This is a genomic window from Bacillus sp. FSL M8-0166 (genome assembly GCF_038008825.1).
Taxonomy (GTDB): Bacteria; Bacillota; Bacilli; order Bacillales; family Bacillaceae; genus Bacillus; species Bacillus safensis.
In genome coordinates this window covers 1,044,368-1,063,429 of the sequence record NZ_JBBOZZ010000001.1, presented here as the reverse complement: position 1 = coordinate 1,063,429, position 19,062 = coordinate 1,044,368, and the positions used below count along the sequence as shown (strand labels likewise).

Genomic DNA, 19,062 nt, shown 5'->3' with positions numbered 1-19,062 from the left:
GGTGACATTGGCGACGAACTTTATATCAGGTACTACCTAATAATATTGAACTTTGACAATCCCTTGATACTGCATTTCTCGTAATGTAAAGGTACTACCTCGACATATTAAACTAGCCAAAATACCTCGTCTCCACCTTGAGAGAATAGAGGTCGCTGTCTCGAGCTTAGAGAGTATGTTCATTTCATACTCCTTTAATACCGACAAAACGCTCACGAATCACCCACAATTTAAAAATATTTTATGATTTTGTATTATTTTTATAAGATAAAACCTCTATAATTCAACGTTCCACATAGACATTTAAAGACAATATAAGTTATAATCCGAACCCAAGTACACCCGTGGGAACGCGAGCAGTATATGTCTCAGTATTAATAAAGAAACGTCCTTAGAACCAATAGTTTCAGGGGGATATTTTAGTCAAATTATATTCAGAAAAGAAGAAAACGAGGCGTAAATTTATGTTTAAAAAAAGAATTAGCGTTCCTAAAGAAAATGTTTTAAAGCAGTTTCTACGCACCATCTTCAATATCACTTCTAAGCAATTCTTCATGTTTTGAAGCGGCAACCTGCGCTTCTTCTCTGTACTATATCCTTTAGAAAACTCTGCTACTTCTTGTTTTACAGGATACCTATGTTTAATTCTCTACTGCCATGTCGTTCCTCTTTTAATGCACTCTACATAAAACATACCTTTTATAGATAAAAGTATGCTTGCATTTTGCGGGATACCGAAAACTTTTAAAATGAACACCTTGACTTTACATATGTTGTAAATATCATGTTAAAATTATACAAAGGAAATGATAGCAAGGGGGTAATGGGATGTCGAATTTGATTTCTTCTGTAGATGTAGCAAACACGCTCAACAAATGGTATTTACATATTAAAAAGAGGGAAGTTTCACAAGCAGTAGAGCTGAGGGATGAGATTCAAGAAATGTTAGGCGAAATGGAAGAAAATCAAGATGTGTTACTCTATTTCAATATTCTTGATTACAGATTTAAGGTACTGATGGAAGATTTAGTGGGGCAACCAACAATAACAGAAAGTGAAAGAGTCAAAACAGATGACATGCTAAGGTTTTACTTTTATCTTTTCAAAGGTATGTATGAGAGTGCAAAGAATAACTATTCAGAAGCCCTAGTCCTATTCAGAGTAGCTGAGAGACAGTTGGACAAGGTACATGATGAAATTGAAAAGGCTGAGTTCCATTATAAAATTGGCACGCTCTACTATTTCAATAAAGTCACGCTTCTTTCTCACCATCATCTACAAACAGCAAAGGACATCTACAAAGGTCATGAAGGTTACAGCATACAGACTATAAACTGTAATATGTTGTTGGCACTGAATTTGATTGATGACGGTAGACTAGACAAAGCTGAACGGATGCTTTTGGATTGTGTCGATAGACTGATTGAAAAGAATGATAAGAGATTGTTAGCGTTGGCTTATTATGATTTGGGATTTCTTAAAATTCAGGATGACCAACATATAGAAGCAATTGAATATTTCAACAAAGCAATTTCCGCAGATGATCTAAAACAGTCAGCTCCTGTTTCATACTTACAATGTGCGTATGAATTTGCAAGATCAAGCTACAAATCAAATCAGTTGGATCAGGCAATAAGTTGGGTTGCTGAGGGGAAAAACTTCTCTAAAGAACAGCAGAACACAAACTTTATTTTGAAATTCAATATCCTTGAGAAATGTTATACAACACCACAGGAAAGCTATGAAGATATCAAGAAAGGGCTATGTCTTTTGGAAGAAAGAAAAGCATATGTTGATATAGAGGCTTTAGCTCCTGATGTTGCCTCCATTTATAAGAAGTTAAATCTTTATGAAGAAAGTAACTACTTCTTGGAATTGGCTTTGAAATCTTGTACGCTTATAGGAAAGGAGGTCATATGATCATGAAAAAAATAATGATGATGATTACTACCGCTTTGCTATTAGGTGCAATTCTTGGAATGCCTGCTGGACAACAAACTCAGGCAGATGCTAAAAATGAGGTAGTGTTGCTTTTCTCTAGAGGTGCAGGGTCATAAAAGGGATAAGATTTAATCCACCACTACGGAGGATAATTGGTTAAAAAACGATAAAGTGGATTAAAGTGTCAGACTCCTTATGGTATTCTAGTAAAAGAATACGCCATAAAAGGAGTCTTTTTTATATGAAAATATTAGATGCTCCATCTTTACTGTCAGCTGTCGAACAAAGATCAAAAGTCTATCAGGAGCTTCGAGACGAAATGCAGCATGTGAAAATAGCATTAAAAAGTGTGTCGGGATTAGGTGATGAATTTACTGGAAAAGGTGCAGACAATATTAAAGCCTTTTATGAGGATCTTGCGCTTTACACAGACACTTATCTTGACTTTATCGATATGCAAAAAGCGTTTTTAGATGGGGTAAAAGGAAAGCTTGATGATGAATCGTTAGGCGGGAGTACATTTATTGATGAGCATTTCTTAGACGCTCAACTGAAACAAGGGATTCAGAATAATAAAGATATGGTCAAGGAACAAAAAGAAGCCCTATCCACTATTTTTGATGACATCAGTGATCTCATAGAACTGAATGTATTTTCAAGTAAAGAGGTTAATGAACATTTAGATGATGCGAATAAAAAAAGGAAAGAGGCAATTGATGCTGTACATAAATTAGATCATGCCCTAAAAACTGAATACGAAAAATCAGAAGCGATTGAGAAACATCTTGCAACCTTTTATGCAAAAATGATGGCTGCTACAGGAAAAGGGAAAAATGCGCAGCCCATGTATTACGATTCAAAAGCATTTCATGAGACAGATGTGTACAAGAATCATGATAAAATCGATGCACAGGTGAAAGCATATTTAAAATTGAAAAAAGAAGAAAAAGAGAAACGAAGAATCAAAGAATTGAAAGAAAAACTCAACGATCCTTCGTGTATATCAGAGGAAAAATACTTTGAGATTGTAGACGAAATTGGATATGAAAATCTTTCTTACGATCAAAAAATGTATTACAGCCAGCTTCTCCAGATCAAAGCGCAGGAAGAAGCATCAGAGGGGTTTGTTGATGTTGTAAAAGGAGCAGCAGTTGGTCTATATGATGTGGCCAAAGATACGGTAGTTGGCATCTATGATCTTGTGACAGATCCTGGAGGTGCCGTTGAATCGGTCGTAACGGCAGTTTCACATCCAATTGAAACATCGAAAGCGATTGGAAAGTCGATTTCAGACTCATTCCAAAAAGAAGTCATCGATGGTGATGCATATTCTCGATCACACTGGTTCGCCTATGCGACTGGTTCTCTAGCAGAAATCGTCTTTGGCTCTAAAGGGGCAGGTGCCATTACAAAAACGGGGACAACAGCGGCTAAAACAACGGTGAAGAAAGGCCTTGAACAAGGAGCAAGATCGATTGATAACGTCACCATTCCAAATCTATTGCCATATTCACCAAAGTTTCAAATGGCTGACGGCCCGAAGCTGCCGTATAAGGTGTTTGACGGAGAAAATCTCAAAAATAAACTCCTCTCTATGGCAAAGCGCCTAGATAACAATTCAGGATACGGTATCTCTAAGACAGGCAGACGATTACCAGCACCAAAATCCCCGCCAACCGTTGTCAGTTACGGAGATCACTATGTGAGATGGAAACGTAAAAAAGTGTTAAAACCGAATGTTGTTTATTCAACAAAACAAGGCTACACCTACACAACCGATCACTACGGACGTATTGTCAAAGTCGAAGCAAGTGATTTAAAATACGGAGAGGTCAAAAGAAACCAATATGCCCAATCCAATTCAGGTAAGCCAGATCGATTACTGGATGATGACGGAGGTCATTTAATTGCGTCTATTTTTAAAGGATCAGGCGATATTGATAACCTACTTCCAATGAATTCACAGATTAATCGAAGCGGCGGGAAATGGTACACCATGGAGCAACGGTGGTTGAAAGCCTTGAATTCAAATCCACCTAAACAAGTAGCAGTGAGCATTGAACCTATCTATAAGGGAGATTCATTACGACCTGTTAGTTTCTCTGTGGAGTATAAAATTGGAGAACGTTATTCTCAAGTATTTATTAAGAATCAACCTGGAGGTTAAAACCCAATGGAAGAATTAGAAATAAATTATAAAAAAATAGCAGAATCAATTAATGAATTAATACCATGTGATTGGGATAAAGTTTGGATGTATGCAGAAATACTTGATGATTCGGCTGAGATAGTGTTTTATTTTAAAGAACAAAATGGAAATGAATATGTTAATGGACATCAAATTCCTCATAAATATAGTGTAAGTAAGTCAACATACATCCACTTATTATACGAACTTAGTGAAATTTTTGAAGCATTGAAAAAGGCATATATACAAAATGATTTAGGTGCTTGGACAACAGCTACCCTCCAATTAGATTATAAAGGGAAATTCTCTATTGAGTATGGATATGATGATGTTTATTCATTAGGCATAGACAATGTGCAAAGAATCGCAGTTTGGGAATATGAAACGTTCGGATTTTTACCCGAAGATGAAGAAGATAAAGAAGCCGTATTAAATTATATAAAAAATAAAGACGATAACTAACGCACAATACCCTCCGAATAAAGGAGGGTATTTCTCATATATGTTTCATAAAACCTCATTTCCATTATCTAAACCGATAAACCGATAAACCGTCACTTCACAATCACCCAGCACCTCTTCAATCATTTCTTCAACAATCGTCCAATCGCCGCCAGCCAATCCGCAGCCGATCCCGTATGGAATGGCGATGGATGTTTGGTTTTTCTCTTCAGGTGATTGTGTCACTGTAACCTTTAGGTGTTGAAAGCAGCTGCGTAAGGCATCGTAGTCTGTTTGCTGTCTTGTTCTTCCGTATCCAGCTTGGGCAAATAAGTTGGCAATTGTTTTTCCGTCTTTTGTTGGGATGAGTTGAACGGAGCTTAACAAGTCATCTCCTTGTTCTGTACATAATTGTTTATAATCTTTGTACACATTCGGATATTTGCTTTTGATCTGTTTCGCTAATCCAGCGCCCATGACTCCTTTACAGTTCACCTGGTGACAGATGATGTCTTCGCTTGCCTCTAAAATGTTGCCATCCACCGTTTTGATCATATGATGTAACCCCTTTTTGATAAAATGCAAACCTATGTTCTATTATAACAGTTGTGATCATGTGATTTAAGAGCCAAAATGTTTTTGATGGGTTTATTTGTAGACACTTCAACATGATCTGATTGTCAAAGTTGATACATGTCATCTAGAATATGGAGAGGCTGCAAAAGCGGAAACAGTGAGGGGGAACAGATGAATCTATTAGAAACGAACCGGTTAATTATTAGACCGTTTTGCGATGAAGATGCGTCAGGAATGCTAGAGTACTTGGCTCATCCAAGAGTCAATTGTTTTCTTGATGAGCGAGTCTCTACATTGGAGGAAGCGGCTGCTAAGGTGCAAAAGAGAAAAGAAGATCACTCATATGTAGCAGTTTGTTTAAAAGAAAGTGGGCAGGTTATTGGTGAATTGTTTCATTTAAAAGAGGAGCCTGATACGTATTCAATTGGCTGGAATTTTAATGCAGCATATGAAGGGAAGGGTTATGCGCGTGAGAGTGCTGAAGCATTCTTATCCTATTTATTTTTAGAAAAGAGAGCAAGGCGTCTTTATGCCTATGTAGAGGATGATAATGTCCGTTCACAGGTATTATGTGAGCGATTAGGCATGCGGAAAGAAGGCCTTTTTCTTGAGTTTATTTCATTTACAAACCATGAAGACGGCACACCTAAATATGAAAACACGTATCAATATGCTTTGCTAAAAAAGGAATGGGCGCAACATCACTCTCGTTAAACAAATTAGTACATGATGTTAAGGTGACAGCAAAGTGACAAACATGTCATATGATTCCATGGTTTGTTCGTTCGATCGATGGAGGCAGACATCTCATTTCAATTATCCTTATCATAAATCAAGTAAAAAGGGATGAAATTGAGATGCAGGGATTTAATGAAGATTTATTTAGGTGGGTGAATGAGCTCAGTATCGATCATGGTTACTTGAATCCGATATTTATTGGACTAGCTGAATATACAGTGCTGTTAGCAGCGTTCATGTGTCTGTTCGTATGGTTTCAAAATCGCAGCAGGTACAATAGGGCGATGGTCGTTTCTGCCGGACTGACCTTCGTACTCGCCGAGTTACTTGGGAAAATCGCTGGGGTGTTTTATTTTAATCAGCAGCCCTTTGCAGAAATGAGCCACGTCAATCTTTTGATTCAAAAGGAAGTGAATAACTCGTTTCCAAGTGATCATACCATCTTTATTTTTTCGATTTGCCTGATCTTTTGGCTGTTTCACAAACGCCATATGTATTGGCTGATCATTGCGTGTGCTGTTGGTTTTTCAAGAATTTGGGTAGGTGTTCATTATCCATTTGATGTATTAGCAGGAGCTGCTATAGCGTGTTTAACAGCCGCCGCCGTTGTATATTTGCCGATATGTCAAAAGAGCGTTGATGCCCTCTTGTCATGTTATGAATGGCTTGAACAAAAATTGGTAGGGAAGAGAACAAAATAATTTGCAGCAAAATACCCCGATCTGTTAACGGCTGAGATCGGGGTACTGTTTATTTTCGCCAAAACGTTGAACAATCCGCTTTGTCTTCGATATTAAATTCGATGATTTTTTTCAGGAGAGGATAATCAACTGGCAAGCTTTCTTTCATGCGAAACATCTTTTTTCCATGATCGTACCCAGCTTGTACAATGTCAGCTGAAAAGTGATCAATTCCTTTTCCTTCTGGTGCGACAGAAATGTGATGTTTTGCCACGCTAAATCCAATAATAAATGTGCCGTGATCTGTGAACATAGGCTGATTCCAAGCAATTCTTGGCTCTAATTGAGGGAATGTGTCTTCTATCCATTGTAAAATGTCTCGAGTACGCTGCTTCAGCTCGGGGTTACCGATATTGCTGACATATTCTTCAAACACATGCATGATGTTTATCCTCCATTTCCATCGACCTCATAAGCCTCAGACAGGATTCGAATCCGCTACAGCGAATTTCCCTTCTAGAGCTGCTGAGGCTCAGAAGTTATTGATTATATTATATAAAGAAGCATGGGAAATGAAAAGCTGTGCTGATGATCTTTAGACAAATCGCACGGTATTAACCATCATAAGATTAGAAAGCCCCAACAAAGGGCTTTTTTCATTTCATCTCGAGATGTTTTTTTAAAAAAAGGCGGAATTTTTTCGCAAATATCATTGACTAGGAGAAAGAAACGCACTTTCAAAGGAAACGGTTATTGAAGATTCAAGTGATTCATATTAAAATGATGTCAAATGGACTAATTAGCAATTGCTAATAGAAGTTCCATATTTAGTGAATTCATGTATTTTAGCTGAAGGTGATTGGGGGTGTAGAATGAGCAAAGTTCCTGTTGCGGAATTGGCATCACTATTAAATGACTGGAACATGGAAATCAAAAAAGATCATGCAGATGAGGCAGAACGGTTATTTGCCAAAGCGAAACAAGCGGTAGAGGAAATTGACGATGCGGATATCCTCATATACTATTCTCTTCTTGAGAAGAGGCATCACATTCTTATGTACAATTTAAGAGGGCAAAAGGGCAATGTTTCAACGAAAAGTATAGAGGGTCATTATGGAAAAAAAGAAGATGACCTGTCTAACCGTCTTGCCTATTATTTCGATTTTTATGAGGGTGTGTATGAGCAGCATCAAGGTAATTATGAGGTTGCATTGCAGATGTATCAAAGTGCTGAAAAGCTCTTAGATAAAATTCCAAGTGAGATCGAACGTGCCGATTTCGATTTTAAAGTGGCATGGCTTTATTACCGGCTCAGTCATATCATGCTCTCATTAAGCTATATCCGCAGAGCGCTGCACGTCTATAAGCGGCACAAGCAGTATGAAAGAAGAACGGCCCTTTCATACTCCCTCATAGCAGCGAATCTAACAGAGATCGGCAGGTATGAAGAGGCGCTTGAGAATTATCGTCTGGCAGAAGAGGTTTTGACAAGCGAGCAGGATGATTTTATGCTGGCTCAGCACCATCACAATGTGGCCATTTTATATTCATTTTGGAACAAACCGAAGGAATCGATACGTCATCTTGAAAAAGCACTGTCCCATCAAGAGTATTATGATTCAGATTTCTTTTTCCATTCTACGTATCTGATCAGCCGAGAACTCTGTGTGATTGGTGAAAAGCAGCGTGCAAGCCAATATATAGATGCTGCATATGCCAGAATGAAAGATGCTTCTCATGAAGTGTTTCAGCTAAAAATAGGCATCGTACATGATCTTTACTTAACGCATGCACCGCAAAGATTTAAGCAAATTGATGAGAAATTAAGAAAGTTAGAAGAGAAGAATGAATATCATGAAGTAAAAGAGCTATCACAATTTGCAGCAAAATATTGTGAAAAGCAAGCACTTTATGAGCAGTCTGTTTTTTACTTGAACAAAAGTTTAGAAGCGGATTTACATATGAAAAGAATGGGGTTGATTTAAGATGAAAACAGGATTAAAAGTATTATTCGTTGTCGGTTTAGCGGTCGCTGCGACTGTTCTGACGCAAAACGTTGCAGGTTCATTCGAAGTTGCAGAAAAAATCATTGGTGGTTAATACCATTTATCTCTCGCCCTTGTTGATGATCGTCAGCAAGGGTTTTTTGTGTTTTAATAGGCTCTTCTTATTAAACGCTGCAAGAACGTTTAATAAGAAGAATTCGCAACAAAGGGGGTGTGCAAATTTATTACCTGCTCCATTATTCTAAATAAACATAGGGCAGAGCAACAAGTTAAAAAGGTCACTTTTCTTTGCTTAATTTAATTTTTTGCAGGACTTTTCATTCAAATTTAATCAAATTGGTCTATTGTACATAGAAGGAAAAGAAAAAGCAGGAGCACCGCCCCATTTGTCATGCATATGATGAGATAAGGTCTGATTCGAAGGCAGGTGGTTGTATGTATCCACGGGTTTATGGTGGTTTTCATGGAGGCGGTTTTAGCGGAGGCGGGGCACATATTGGGCCGGTTGGTTCCCATATCGGCTATGGCGGGTATTATTTGAGCCCTGGTGTATTCTCTGGCTTAGGCGGTTTTCCTGGGTACGGCGGATTCGGGACATTTTCTGGATATCCATATGGTTCTACGTTCATCATGGGACGCCCTCCTGGTTTTTATGTGAGGAGTTATTAGTGTAAATCACAATAATTGAAATAGCCATCTAAAGAGAGGCTATTTCAATTGGTGAAAGTTCTTAAATCCAGCAGTTATCACAATGACCCCTAGGATGATAATAGGGAGCCAGATGATGATAAATGGATCGTATTGATCTGTATATGCAGCTAAAGCCGCACCTAGGCAGTAGAAGACAATCGAGCCTATTCGCATCAAGCTTACAAGCTGGATAGGGGCTTTTCTTTTTTCCCGGTATGTTATGCGCTGGGCTGCATCTTCAAAAAGGTTAGCGAGTGTACTCGTGAGAACGGTTGTGGAAATGCCAGCAACGTTCAATTTACGGGCGGCTGCTGTTTGCATGCCCATGGCCATACTTAAAAGGATGATCAGCATAAAGTAAGCACCTTGTGTATAAGGGAAAATGGTCATGAGAGCAAATAGAAGCAAAATCATCACTTCAATGATAAAGATGCGTGTAACAGCTTTTGGCCAAAACGTTTTCTCGTGCTTTCCGCCTATCACAACTGCAAGTAAAACCCCTAAAACGAATCCACTTAGAGCAGTGATGGAATGAAGGGCTGTTAGCTGCAAGGAGCTGCCTGCTGCAATGCCAAGCAGCACAATATTACCTGTCATATTGGCTGTAAACACATGCCCTAGGCTTAAATAGCCAATTACATCCACAATTCCTGCGGAAAGACATAAGAAAATCAAAGCTGTATTTCGAAATGAATGTGCGGTCAAAATAGTCATCCTTTCTTCCTCTCTAATGAATAAGTGTAACGCTTCATGACCGCGGCTGTCCATCTGATGAGATGGTCACATGTGTGCAAGCTGATGTAAGACTTGTCTAAAAGCATCATCATTCACAAGGTGCCTCATGCGGCGGAACGGATCGCCCTTTTCCTTTAAACGCTCTATGACAGCAGGCATCGTAAAAAGAGAAGGATGAAGCTCATCATGATAGAGTTCGTCCCATTCAAGCGGTGTCGCAACAAGTCCAAGCTCATTTCCCCTTGGAGAATATGGAGCGATAATTGTTTTTCCAGCATCGTGCTGAATGTAGTCTAGATACAAGCGATTGCCGCGTTTTTTCTTAAGACGTTCCAGAGTAAAAAGATCCGGTGCTTGTTCACATAAAAATTGGCATATAAACGCGGTGAATCGTCTTGTTTCTTCGTATGTGAAGGCGTTTTTCTTTAATGGGATATAGACTTGAAGCCCTTTCCCTCCGCTTGTTTTAATGAAGGCTGTGAGAAAAAGTCCGTCTAAAAGTGCTTTAATTCGTTTAGCAGCTTCTATGGCTAGATGAAACTCATTTACAGATGGCGGGTCCAGATCAAAGACGATTTCTGTCGGCCGATCCGTATCTCTTGTCTCAAAAGGGATATGAAATTCCATTGCCAGCTGGTTGCCAAGCCAAAGAAGCGTACGAGGATCATTACAGACCGTGTAAGAAATATCATCAACTTCATCTGTCAAAACAAAATCCGGCGCATAATCAGGTGTCGACTTTTGATAAAAGAATTCGTCTCCAGTGCCATGAGGATACCGAATTAAAGTAAGACGCCTTTCACGTAAAAAGGGCAAAAGGTAGGGAGCCACTTGTCTCAAGTAAAGTAAATAATCTGCCTTGTTTAGTTGAAGAGCCGGGACAATCGGTTTCTCAGGGTGAGTGACGTCTATAGCAGCAGGGAGTGGATACAGCTGTTTAAGCATTTGCTGAAATGTACATGCTGCTGGATCAGCATCTAGTAAAAAGGAAGAAAAACGCGGCTCTCTTAACGCCGATCCATCAAAGGATATACAAGCAATGCTGGCAACGATAGAAGGAGGGATTTCGTATAATGATCCTCCTGTTAACTGGCCTTTTGTCTGAAATAGCGTGCGCAGTGTTTGTTCTTCTTCTTTAGAAAATCCATGCTTGAATTGGACAACCTCGATGAGTGCCGTATCTTGATAAATGGAACCTTGGAAATAGCCATTTTCTTTATCAAAACGGGTCACAATGACAGAGACATACCGCCAGTTTTTCATTTTCAGCCATTCTTTTGAACGAGTATTGTCATGCCATTTACTCGTCTTTTTTTTCGCTACTAGTCCTTCTGCTAAATACGTCGTCATCAAGTTTTTCATGTATTCAGAGTCTGGGTCTGTATGAATGACCTGCAAAAGGGGAGGGTGCTCCAGCTGAACTGATGAGGGGAGATTTGCATCTTGGAATACTTGCTGCAACTGATTTTTTCTATCTATCAGCGGTAAATCAACGAGAGGTTTCCCTTTGCAGCTTAATAGATCAAACGCAATGAAATGACATGGAAATCGTTCAGCCTGTCGTTGAATGGCTTCTTTGTTTTTCAGCCTGCCTCTTTGCTGAACCTTCGCGAACTCACTTTGCTGTTCACTCAGTAAAAAGACCAATTCTCCGTCAAGTGTCAGCGGTAAATAAGGAGCAAATTGGTCTCTTAATTGTTCGCACTGATCCATCACTTCAGGAAATTGCTCATTCAGCCGTTTTCCGGCCCTGCTTTCTAAACGAATCTCGTCTTCTTCCCATACAAGAATAGCCCGAAAGCCATCATATTTTAATTCATACACCCAGTCTGCACCGGCAGGTATATCATGTGTAGGTGTTAATCGCATAGGTTTCATTGTGCATGTCACTTCCTTATATCATGTGTTCTTAGAGTGGGATGAAATTTTCAATCACATACATAAGTCTGATGAAAACATTACATAGTAAGGAGAAAAGAACGGAGGAAGCGCGATGCATACAGTATGGAAAGGCGGCATTAGTTTCGGATTGGTCAATATTCCAGTCAAGCTGTTTACCGCTACAGAGAACAAAGACATTAAATTAAGACAGCTGCATAAAGAGTGTCACACACCCATTAACTACAAGAAAGTGTGTGCCAATTGCGGTGAAGAGGTAGCGCCGGAACAAATCGTGAAGGCGTATGAATATGCGAAAAATAAATTTATTGAATTGGACGATGAAGAGCTAGAAAAACTGCGAAAAGAAAATGAAGAAAAAGCCGTTGAAATCATTGATTTTGTGAAGATCGAAGAGATTGATCCCATCTATTATGAAAGAAGTTACTTTTTATCACCGGATACTGGCGGAGCGAAGGCTTATTCATTATTAAGAAAAGCTTTAGAGGAATCGGGGAAAATTGGTGTGGCAAAAATTATGATCCGCTCAAAGGAGCAATTAGCGATCGTTAGGTGCTATGAACATATTTTGCTAATGGAAACCATTCATTTCCCTGACGAAATTAGACAAGTATCAGATGTACCGAATATTCCTCAAGAGGAGAACATTGTAAAGAAAGAGTTAGATACAGCGCTCCTTTTAATCGAGCAGCTGACCACGACATTCGATCCAGCGGCATATCAAGATGAATACAGAGAACAGCTGATGAATTTAATTGGTGATAAAATATCTGGAGAACATACCGTTCAGCCAGAAACGACAGGCAAAAAAGATCCTGCATCCAATGTGACTGATTTAATGGCGGCACTACAGGCTTCGATCGACCGATCAAAACCAGCCAAAGCGAAAAAAGCAGCGCCTAAGAAAAGAAAAACACCAGCGAAAAAAGAAAAGAAGGCATAAAATAAGACCGCTGACGAGCGGTCTTATTGCGGCTTTAACACGTCCTGAATCGTCCCGTCTTTTCGGTGAATGACAACGGAAGTTCCTTTATTAGCTGAAATCTCCTTTGCCCGGTCAATTGCTTCTTGTTGTGTTTCTTTGACCTCACTTGCTCGTTTCGCTTTCTCAGTTTGAACCGCCCAGCCTTCCTCGTGCTTTACTACATGCTGCGCATGATCCATGAGTTCTGGTCTTGCAGAGCTGCTGCCCTCAGAAGGTTTAACAGAACCATGAGATGAGAAATTCTCTACTTCTTTCTCCGTTGCGTTCTTTTTCCACTCTTTCGCTTGACTGATTGCAATTGGAATGGCTCTATTTTCCTCATAGCCTTCCTGAATCATTTTATTGGCAATCTCAAGCGCTTTTTTTCGAATGATGTTGTCTAATGATTGAAATGAAGGTGGATAATCGTTCATCGTCCAAGGCATATGAACCGCTCCTTTCTTTTATTTGAACACCTTCCCCCATCTGTAATGGATCAAACATACAAGTTCTCTCAAACCAATGTTGGGGATAAAATACATCGTTTTGCTGAGGCAGAATTTCATCAACTCCCGCAGAATAGAAGGTAGAAAAGGAGTGATTTTGATGATGATAAAAGGACTGTATGAAGCACATTTACCTGTGAGTGACTTGAAGACATCTATTGCGTTTTATGAAAAATTGGGATTGACACTTGCTCATGAGAATGAAAGAGTAGCCTTTTTATGGATTGAGAAAGGAAAGAGCTGGCTTGGCATATGGAAGGCAGATATGTCCACTATTCCATATCACGTAGCAACTCGACATGTAGCCTTCCAAATTAAAACATCCAGCATTGAACAGATCAAAGCCTGGCTGATAGAAAAAGGGATCAGCATTCACCCAATGTTTGGTTTTTCAGAAGAGGAACAGCCTTTAGTTCTCGATAATCCGCCGCAATTTCATGCAGCGATCTATTTTCTTGACCCAGATGAGAATCTGCTTGAATGCATTGCCCCGCTTGAACTTGATACAGCAGAAAACTACGATATCATGGCATATGAGGACTGGGACCGAAAGAAAAATCCGTTTATTGATTGACAAAATCACTCATTGTAACTATATTGATTACAACGGTGGTGAAAGATTGTGAAACAAATTAGCAGCAGGTATCCGATTGCTGTTCATATTGTGTCATTTATTGCAGGTGTTCCAAAAGAGTGTACAAGTGATTTTATTGCAGAGAGTGTGAATTCAAATCCAGCCATTGTTCGAAAAATGATGGCAATGCTCAAACGGGCGGGTCTCATTGAAATTCGCCGCGGAGTAGGCGGTGCTTATTTAAAAAGACCGGCAGAGGAGATCACGCTGTTAGATGTGTACCGTGCTGTAGATGTAAGCGCTGATGAAGAGTTATTTAACTTTCATCAGCCCGTCATCGCATGTCCGATTGGTCAAGCGATGGATACGAGACTGCGGCATGAACTAAAAGAAGCACAAGCTGCACTTGAGAATCACCTAAAGCAAGTGACAATTCAGCAATTATTAACGGAGGCGGAATAAAAAAGCTCGTACTTGGAGCTTTTTTTACACCTTTGTTATAACCATTTTGATTATAACAAATGAACATCACCGTTGAACGAAAAATGAGGAGGTCAACCAATGAAATTATTAGTAACAGGCGCAACTGGACAACTTGGATCGCTCGTCGTCAATCATTTGCTTACAAAAGTACCGGCTGAACAAATTGCAGTCAGTGTTCGAAATCCGCAAAAAGCAGTACATTTGAAAGATGCTGGGGTGGATGTACGCCATGGAGACTTTACTCAGCCAGACACTCTCACATCAGCATTTGAGGGCATTGACCGTCTGTTGATCATTTCAACAGCGGATGGAGACCGCGTCGAGCAGCATAAAGCGGCAATAGAAGCGGCAATAGAAGCAAATGTGAGATTTATTGCTTATACAAGTGTTGTCAATGCAAGAGAGAGTCAGCTTGTCCTTGCAAATGACCATGCAAAAACTGAAGAAGCCATTGTGGCCTCTGGCATTCCTCATGTATTTTTAAGAAACAACTGGTATGTTGAAAACGAAAAAGACACGATTCTGGCGTCAGTCAGCGGCGCACCATTTTTAAGCCCTATTGGCGAAGGGAAGGTTGGCTGGGCGACAAGAAATGACTACGCAGAAGCGGCAGCAAATGCGTTAACACTTCCGGCTCTTGATCAGGAGATATATGAACTGTCAGGACCGCTTCGATCGCACACTGAACTAGCACAAATTGTTAGTAAGGTGAGCGGAAAAGAAATCAAAGTAGAAAAAATAGATGTAGACACATTTGGAGAATTTTTAGCTTCAAATGGTGTACCAAAAGAAGCAGTGCCATTTGTCAAAGCCATTCAAAGCGGCATACGCGATGGGGCTTTAGCTGTCGAAAGCCAAGATTTCGAAACATTACTAGGCCGTCCGTTAACACCTATTGAAGAAAGAATTCGTGAATTGATTTCAAACTAAACATCAAAAAACGCCTATCAAAAGGGCGTTTTTTTCATGCAGCTACATGAGCAATATGAACAAATTTTAGAAAAGTCATGATCCAGTTCGGGCAGTGTATCTGTTAATAGATGATGAATGAAGGCTTTCGTCGTGATGAAAGCCTTTTTATGATCCAAAAAAGCTGACGCCAGTTTTAAAAAATCATCTTGCCACTAGGTGAATGGACATAGTAAGATGACGACATACAAGATGAACTGCTCATCTACTGCTGATGTAAAGGAAGCTGCTAATGGTAATGAAGACAACTGCTCAAACGAAATCAATTGCACTGCCACTTGTCATTTCAATTATTGCTATTTCGTTTTCTGCAATCATTGTGAAATGGTCAAATGCACCTGCTGCTATTTTAAGTATGTATCGAATGATCTTTGCGGCGGCTTTCATGCTGCCGTTTATTCTGCCAAGAAAAAAAGAATTTCTCTCAATAAAGCGCAGAGACTGGTTTTTCTTATGTATGTCAGGCTTCTTTTTAGGCCTCCATTTTGTGTTGTGGTTTGGCTCACTGAAGCTGACGACAGTGGCAAGCTCTACCATTATTATCGCCCTTCAGCCGATGGTGTCCTTATTAGGCGGATTCCTTATTTTCCGTGAACGAACGACGATGTCTGCTCTATTGACGATGTGTGCAGCAATTGTGGGTGCCCTCATGATTGGCTGGGGAGATATTGGTCATAGCAAGGAAGCCATCTTAGGAGATATTTTATCCTTTTTGAGTGTGATCGCTGTTGTTTGTTATTTGTTAATAGGACAACAGGCTGTAAGAAAAATATCTCATTGGATTTATAGTTTTTGTGTATTTGGTTTTGCCGGTCTTTTTTTAATTTTATTCAACCTGCTTAAGCAAACTTCTTTTATAGGCTATCCGGGTAAAGAGTGGGGAATCTTTTTATTGCTCGCCATCATACCTACGATGTCTCATGTCATTAATAATTGGCTATTAACCTATGTTAATGCGACAACCATTTCAATGAGTATTCTTGGCGAACCGGTTGGGGCAACGATCCTTGCTGTATGGCTGCTTGGAGAGAAAGTCACACTGCTTCAAATGCTTGGCGGTCTGCTTGTTCTTTTAGGCGTCTTCTTCTTTTTGATGCAGCAGCGTCAAGGAATTGTGATGAAAACAAAAAAATCCGGTTAACTCCCGGATTTTTTACTCTTTTAAATCGTTTTTTTCAATTACTTTGTTTAATTTTGCCTCGATTTTTTTCAATTCCATTCGTTTTCTTCTGATCATGCGAAACGCGATGACAATGATTGTCACAATAAAGGCAATGAATAGAAGAGAGAACACTTGAAATAGAAGATCTCCCATGTTGAATGCCATATTCTCTCCATTAGACATAAGTAAAACCTCCTTTTTATCTATATATTACCATAATCAATAAAAGATTGAGATTTATCCATAATTTATCTATAATAGGTAAAATATCACTCATTAAAGGAGAACCAATATGAGAACTTTAGTCCTTTTACGAGGTCTCCCAGGCGTAGGTAAATCAACATGGATCAAAGAACAAGGCTTAGAGCCTTACACTTTATCAGCGGATCAAATCCGGCTGTTAACTCAGCCGCCGCAGCTATCAGTCAATGGGAAACCAGAAATTTCAAGCAAGCATGACCACAAAGTTTGGTCTTTATTATTCGATCTACTCACAGCCCGTATGGAGCGCGGAGACTTTACTGTGATTGATGCGACACATATTTCAAGTAAATCGATTTCTCAATATAAGTCTTTAGCGACATCTTATCGTTACAGGGTGTATGTCGTCGATTTCACACAGGTACCCCTTGAAACAGCTCTTTTGCAAAATCGCTCACGTGAATCTCACAAAGTGGTGCGGGAATCTGTTTTGTATCAAATGAACGAGCGGGTAAAAACAGAAAAGGTCCCGTCATGGGTGACTGTTTTGCAGCCGGAGGATTATCCGCAAGTGATGACCTATCAGCCTCGATCCTTTGATCAATATGAGGCCATTCATGTTTTCGGAGATATTCACGGTTGTTACACCGCACTTACCACCTATTTGCAAGGAGACATCAAAGAAAACGAACTTTATATTTTTGCAGGTGATTTGCTTGATAGAGGAATAGAAAACAAAGAAGTATTAGAATGGATGCTCGCCCATAGAGAATGCCGGAATGTCATCGTCATTGAAGGCAATCATGATCAGCATTTATACCGGTTTGCACATGGTGAAAAAGTCAGAAGCAATATGTTTAATCGTCATACTGTGCCTGAAATCGAAGCAGCAAACTTTGATTTGAAGGAAGTACGAAAGTTTGTCAGAACATTTCATCAGCTTACTTATTTTACGTACCATGATCAGACATTTCTTGTTACACATGGCGGGCTCGCTCATTTGCCAGAAGAACTTCTGCATGTCTCAACACAGCAGCTCATTCACGGCGTAGGAGAATATTCAGATGATATTGATCACTTATTTGTTCAAAATACAGCTGGGCTGGATATCATCCAAATTCACGGGCATCGCAATTTATACAGACTGCCTATTCACGCAGCGGAAAGGTCTTATAACCTAGAAGGTCAGGTTGAATTTGGGGGGCAGCTGCGGGTGTTGAAAATCACAGCTGACGGGATTGAGACTCATGAAATTGACAATCCAGTCTACAGAGCCTCTGAGAAAAAACAATCGGCTGCTGTTCAAGCAGATATTTCACTGGATGATTTTTTAGGTCATTTAGATCAGCATGAGTACGTACAGGAATTAAAACTTCCGCACCATATATCATCTTTTAATTTTACGAAAAAGGCTTTTAGTGAGCGGCAGTGGGACGATGTGAATGTGAAGGCAAGAGGTTTGTTTGTCAATATGGTTTCAAATCAGATTGTGTCTAGAAGCTACAATAAATTTTTTAACATTGATGAGCGTCCGAAGACAAGAATGCAGCATTTAGTGAACCATCTACAATTCCCTGTCACCGTATATGATAAAGCAAATGGATACTTAGGAACTGTTGGGTATAACGAAATGGAAGATGAATTGGTGTTTACGTCCAAATCGTATACATCACATGTGAAACAAAATCAGCATGCTTCCTGGGTCGAAGAGCTATTTTATAAAACCTTCAGTGATGTGCAGGCTGATTACATCAAATCATACGTCCGTGACTACCATGTCTCTCTTGTGTTTGAAGTCATTTTACCAGAAAAAGATCCGCATATTATCACATATGAACAAGATCAACTCATTTTACTCGATATAGTGAAGCGGCAGTTAAGCTATGAAAAAGCACCATTCGCTGAAGTGAAAAGATTAAGTGAACAGCTTGGAATATCCTGCAAGCAGGAAGTGGCTGTTTTCCATGATTGGACGTCTTTTTATAAATGGTATCAGGAGGTCTCTCATGATGACACAATAAAAGAAGAGGGGTATGTCATTGAGGATGCTCGCGGCTTTATGACCAAACTCAAGCTCCCTTATTATCAATTCTGGAAGCAGATGCGCGGGATGAAGCAGCGCGTTGCAGAGAAGCGTTCCTCGCAAAAATATATGCAGGCTTTGCAGACAGCGGAGCAAGCTAGATTTTATACATGGCTTCTTGAGCAAGAAGCAGATCATGTGAGGAATAGCTCAATTATTGAACTGCGATCACAATTTGAACAAAGTGGTACTGCCCAATTGAATAATGCTGAAATAAATGCATAGT

20 protein-coding genes are annotated in these 19,062 nt (G+C 39.6%); 14 read left to right on the top strand and 6 right to left on the bottom strand.

Annotated elements, in window-relative coordinates; translation table 11 throughout:
- The first annotated feature begins 828 nt into the window (after window positions 1-828).
- From NSS92_RS05800 to NSS92_RS05785, 4 genes are all read left to right on the top strand, one after another.
- Complete coding sequence (locus NSS92_RS05800) at window positions 829-1,920, top strand: Rap family tetratricopeptide repeat protein (RefSeq protein WP_267586343.1); 1,092 nt, start codon at window positions 829-831, stop codon at window positions 1,918-1,920.
- A 2-nt stretch (window positions 1,921-1,922) separates the two neighbouring features.
- Window positions 1,923-2,057, top strand: a complete 135-nt coding sequence (locus NSS92_RS05795; RefSeq protein ID WP_260627233.1) for a hypothetical protein — start codon at window positions 1,923-1,925, stop codon at window positions 2,055-2,057.
- 125 nt (window positions 2,058-2,182) lie between these two features.
- Entirely contained in the window at window positions 2,183-4,108 is a 1,926-nt protein-coding gene (locus tag NSS92_RS05790) for a T7SS effector LXG polymorphic toxin (RefSeq protein WP_340867124.1), read from the top strand.
- Window positions 4,109-4,114: 6 nt separating this feature from the next.
- On the top strand, window positions 4,115-4,591 hold the full coding sequence (locus tag NSS92_RS05785; RefSeq protein WP_267586345.1) for an immunity protein YezG family protein: 477 nt from the start codon (window positions 4,115-4,117) through the stop codon (window positions 4,589-4,591).
- A gap of 45 nt (window positions 4,592-4,636) precedes the next feature.
- Here NSS92_RS05785 and NSS92_RS05780 read toward each other — a convergent pair whose 3' ends face one another.
- Window positions 4,637-5,125, bottom strand: coding sequence for a macro domain-containing protein (locus NSS92_RS05780; RefSeq protein WP_340867123.1), 489 nt, complete (start codon window positions 5,123-5,125; stop codon window positions 4,637-4,639).
- A gap of 192 nt (window positions 5,126-5,317) precedes the next feature.
- Here NSS92_RS05780 and NSS92_RS05775 point away from each other — a divergent pair, with 192 nt between their 5' ends.
- Entirely contained in the window at window positions 5,318-5,860 is a 543-nt protein-coding gene (locus tag NSS92_RS05775; protein WP_340867122.1) for a GNAT family N-acetyltransferase, read from the top strand.
- 143 nt (window positions 5,861-6,003) lie between these two features.
- Entirely contained in the window at window positions 6,004-6,585 is a 582-nt protein-coding gene (locus NSS92_RS05770) for an undecaprenyl-diphosphatase (RefSeq protein ID WP_340867121.1), read from the top strand.
- A gap of 49 nt (window positions 6,586-6,634) precedes the next feature.
- On the opposite strand, the gene NSS92_RS05765 is transcribed toward NSS92_RS05770, so the two are convergent.
- Entirely contained in the window at window positions 6,635-7,006 is a 372-nt protein-coding gene (locus NSS92_RS05765) for an iron chaperone (RefSeq protein ID WP_267586348.1), read from the bottom strand.
- 430 nt (window positions 7,007-7,436) lie between these two features.
- Between NSS92_RS05765 and NSS92_RS05760 the strand changes: the two genes are divergently transcribed.
- The gene (locus NSS92_RS05760; RefSeq protein WP_267586349.1) at window positions 7,437-8,549 is read left to right on the top strand and encodes a response regulator aspartate phosphatase; all 1,113 of its coding nucleotides are present in this window, start codon (window positions 7,437-7,439) and stop codon (window positions 8,547-8,549) included.
- Between the two features lie 456 nt (window positions 8,550-9,005).
- Window positions 9,006-9,239, top strand: coding sequence for a hypothetical protein (locus NSS92_RS05755; RefSeq protein WP_267586350.1), 234 nt, complete (start codon window positions 9,006-9,008; stop codon window positions 9,237-9,239).
- Window positions 9,240-9,278: 39 nt separating this feature from the next.
- Here NSS92_RS05755 and NSS92_RS05750 read toward each other — a convergent pair whose 3' ends face one another.
- Together NSS92_RS05750 and NSS92_RS05745 are read right to left on the bottom strand one after the other, a co-directional pair.
- Window positions 9,279-9,974: a YoaK family protein gene (locus NSS92_RS05750; protein ID WP_267586351.1), complete on the bottom strand. Its 696-nt coding sequence runs from the start codon at window positions 9,972-9,974 to the stop codon at window positions 9,279-9,281.
- Window positions 9,975-10,040: 66 nt separating this feature from the next.
- Window positions 10,041-11,873: a DNA ligase D gene (locus NSS92_RS05745; RefSeq protein ID WP_340867120.1), complete on the bottom strand. Its 1,833-nt coding sequence runs from the start codon at window positions 11,871-11,873 to the stop codon at window positions 10,041-10,043.
- A gap of 115 nt (window positions 11,874-11,988) precedes the next feature.
- Here NSS92_RS05745 and ku point away from each other — a divergent pair, with 115 nt between their 5' ends.
- On the top strand, window positions 11,989-12,837 hold the full coding sequence (gene ku / locus NSS92_RS05740; RefSeq protein ID WP_267586353.1) for a non-homologous end joining protein Ku: 849 nt from the start codon (window positions 11,989-11,991) through the stop codon (window positions 12,835-12,837).
- Window positions 12,838-12,860: 23 nt separating this feature from the next.
- On the opposite strand, the gene NSS92_RS05735 is transcribed toward ku, so the two are convergent.
- Window positions 12,861-13,304, bottom strand: a complete 444-nt coding sequence (locus tag NSS92_RS05735; protein ID WP_340867119.1) for a DUF2188 domain-containing protein — start codon at window positions 13,302-13,304, stop codon at window positions 12,861-12,863.
- 160 nt (window positions 13,305-13,464) lie between these two features.
- On the opposite strand from NSS92_RS05735, the gene NSS92_RS05730 reads away from it, so the two are divergent.
- From NSS92_RS05730 to NSS92_RS05715, 4 genes are all read left to right on the top strand, one after another.
- Window positions 13,465-13,938: a VOC family protein gene (locus tag NSS92_RS05730; protein ID WP_340867118.1), complete on the top strand. Its 474-nt coding sequence runs from the start codon at window positions 13,465-13,467 to the stop codon at window positions 13,936-13,938.
- Between the two features lie 48 nt (window positions 13,939-13,986).
- The gene (locus tag NSS92_RS05725; RefSeq protein WP_340867117.1) at window positions 13,987-14,400 is read left to right on the top strand and encodes an Rrf2 family transcriptional regulator; all 414 of its coding nucleotides are present in this window, start codon (window positions 13,987-13,989) and stop codon (window positions 14,398-14,400) included.
- A gap of 99 nt (window positions 14,401-14,499) precedes the next feature.
- The gene (locus NSS92_RS05720; RefSeq protein WP_340867116.1) at window positions 14,500-15,351 is read left to right on the top strand and encodes an SDR family oxidoreductase; all 852 of its coding nucleotides are present in this window, start codon (window positions 14,500-14,502) and stop codon (window positions 15,349-15,351) included.
- 271 nt (window positions 15,352-15,622) lie between these two features.
- Window positions 15,623-16,531 carry a DMT family transporter gene (locus NSS92_RS05715; protein ID WP_340867115.1) on the top strand — a complete coding sequence of 303 codons (909 nt, stop codon included), beginning with the start codon at window positions 15,623-15,625 and terminating at the stop codon, window positions 16,529-16,531.
- A gap of 12 nt (window positions 16,532-16,543) precedes the next feature.
- Here NSS92_RS05715 and NSS92_RS05710 read toward each other — a convergent pair whose 3' ends face one another.
- Window positions 16,544-16,735, bottom strand: coding sequence for a TIGR00366 family protein (locus NSS92_RS05710; protein ID WP_267586360.1), 192 nt, complete (start codon window positions 16,733-16,735; stop codon window positions 16,544-16,546).
- 109 nt (window positions 16,736-16,844) lie between these two features.
- Here NSS92_RS05710 and NSS92_RS05705 point away from each other — a divergent pair, with 109 nt between their 5' ends.
- Entirely contained in the window at window positions 16,845-19,061 is a 2,217-nt protein-coding gene (locus NSS92_RS05705; RefSeq protein ID WP_340867114.1) for an RNA ligase, read from the top strand.
- Window position 19,062: the final 1 nt, after the last annotated feature.